Origin of the sequence: Pseudoroseomonas ludipueritiae (assembly GCF_014490445.1) — a bacterium.
Lineage (GTDB): Bacteria > Pseudomonadota > Alphaproteobacteria > Acetobacterales > Acetobacteraceae > Pseudoroseomonas > Pseudoroseomonas ludipueritiae.
In genome coordinates, this window is the sequence record NZ_JACTUZ010000294.1 from 1 (window position 1) to 2317 (window position 2317).

General features: G+C 68.5%; 2 protein-coding genes. One reads left to right on the top strand and one right to left on the bottom strand.

The window, feature by feature from the left end:
- Positions 1-332: 332 nt before the first annotated feature.
- Positions 333-989, bottom strand: coding sequence for a TetR family transcriptional regulator (locus IBL25_RS25705; protein ID WP_187781284.1), 657 nt, complete (start codon positions 987-989; stop codon positions 333-335).
- A gap of 98 nt (positions 990-1087) precedes the next feature.
- On the opposite strand from IBL25_RS25705, the gene IBL25_RS25710 reads away from it, so the two are divergent.
- Positions 1088-2317, top strand: a 1230-nt coding sequence (locus IBL25_RS25710) for an efflux RND transporter periplasmic adaptor subunit (protein ID WP_187781285.1), incomplete at its 3' end; no start/stop codon positions are given.

Consider the following 2317-nt stretch of genomic DNA (forward strand, 5'->3'; position numbering starts at 1 on the left):
CGCGCCACACCCGACATCAACCCACACACCAACACCGACGCCGATAGCAAGAGCTTCATCGGTCCTCATTCCCCCTCGCGGCCACCAGAAGGCGGCCGAATTCAACGATTCGGCAGTGGCTGGGAGGGGGTCAGCCCCTCCGACCAAATATTACCCGACTCCGGCCGTAGGATGTCGCCATCAGCTGGCGCGGCACCACGCACACTGTCTACCGTGGGACCACGCGCGCCCAGAATACCCTCGGCCGGCTCATTCCCGCCAGCGCAGGCGGCCAGCAGGGGCAGGATCAGGGCGCAGACCAGAATCGGCCGTGCCATCATGGGGTCCACTCCTCAAGCATTCGTGGAGACTGCGGATGAATCCGTTGCTTGCCCACCGGTGGTGAGGCAGGCGAAGAAGAGATGCAGGCTGCTCGCCACCTCATCCGAAAGAGAAGAACCGGCGTCGCCCCGCAACCATTCCATAATCAGGCCGGTAATCAGCGCATGCAGGCACATCGCCGCCTGGTCCGGCTTCCAGCCGGCAGCCATCTCACCCTTAGCCAAGGCACGTTCGAAGCACTGACGCAGCAGGCTGCGCATGCTGGCATCGGCCTTGCGCCGCCGCTCCAGCGCCGGGGCCATTTCATCGACATATTCGCAGCGTTGCAACATGATCGTCAGCAGCCGGCGCCGGTTCTGGTCACGTTCCAGCCGCGCCATGGCGGCGGTGATGACTTCGGCCATGGCCGAAAGCGGGAGGCATTCCTCCCCGCCCCGCAGCTCGCGGCAGGCCTCGTCCTGAACCAGCAGCAGGCGCTCGTCCAGCGCCAGGAACAGGCCCAGCTTGTCGCCGAAATGCCAATGCACCGCGCCGCGGGAGCAACCGGCGACACGCGCGATCTCGTCCAGCGAAGCACGGGCGACGCCGCGTTCCAGGAACACCTGCTCCGCCGCATTCAGCAGAGCCTCGCGCGTCTCATCGGCTTCCTGTTTCGTGCGGCGTGCCATCCAACCTCTTGCGTGCGATGCAGCATGATTTATATACATACAGGCACGTATGTATTCAAGCCTGCCAGGACGCAGGCACCGCTTCTCCTGGAGGCTTTATGTCGCTCCCGACCTATCATGGGTTAGCCCATGGCGCCGCGCGCCTTGGGCGCGCCGTCGTTCTCGGCCTGCCGTTGCTTGTGGTGGTTCCGGCCGCCATGGCGCAGCAGCCGGGTGGGCCGCCGCCCGCCGTGGGTGTCGCGCCGGTCGCCAGCCGGCCGGTGACCCAGGTCAACGAGTTCATCGGCCGCATCGAGGCCATCGACCGCGTCGAGCTACAGCCCCGCGTCACCGCCTTCCTGCAGGAGCGGCTCTTCGAGGAAGGCGCCGAGGTGAAGAAGGGCGACCTGCTCTTCCGCCTCGAACGCCCGCCCTTCGAGGCATCCCTCCAGGTCGCGCAGGCCAATGTGGCGCAGGCGCAGGCGCAGTTGCAGAACGCCAACCTGACGCTCGGCCGCGCCCAGTCGCTGCTCAGCACGCCGGCTGGCCAGCGTTCCACCGTGGACGCGGCCATCGCGGCCGCCCGCACGGCCCAGGCGCAGCTGCTCTCCGCCCAGGCGCAGGAGCGGCAGGCGCAGATCGAGCTGGACTACACCGAGATCCGCGCACCCGTGTCCGGCCGCATCGGCCGCGCGACGATGACGCCGGGCAACGTGGTCTCCCCCTCCTCCGGCGCCCTGGCCACCATCGTCAGCCAGGACCCCATGTATGTCTCCTTCACCGTGCCGACGCGCACGCTGCTGGAACTGCGGGACCGCTACATGCCGCGCGGCGGCTTCGATGCCGTCTCCGTCAAGGTGCGGCTGCCGGATGGCCGCGTCTATGGCCAGAGCGGCAAGCTGGACTTCATCGACATCGATGTGGGCCGCGACACCGACAGCATCGCGCTGCGCGGCCGCATGCCCAACCCGCCCCAGTCCGCAAACCAGGGCGGCGGGCGTGAGCTGGTGGCCAACCAGCTGGTGACCGTGATCGTGGAGGCGGTGCAGCCGGTGGCGCTGCTGACGGTGCCGCGCGCCGCGGTGCTGACCGACCAGCGCGGCAACTTCGTCTATGTCGTCGGCGCCGAAAACAAGGTGGAGCGCCGCTCCGTTCGCATCGGCGCGGAGTCCACGCCGGAACTGGCCGTCATCGCCGAAGGCGTGAAGGAAGGCGAGCAGGTGGTGGTGGAAGGGCTCCAGCGCGTCCGCCCGGGCGCGCCGGTCAGCCCCGCGCCGGTGACCGCCGCGGCTTCCAATGTCGGCACGCCCGCGGCCAATACACCGCCCGGCGCCGCCGCCGGCGCCACG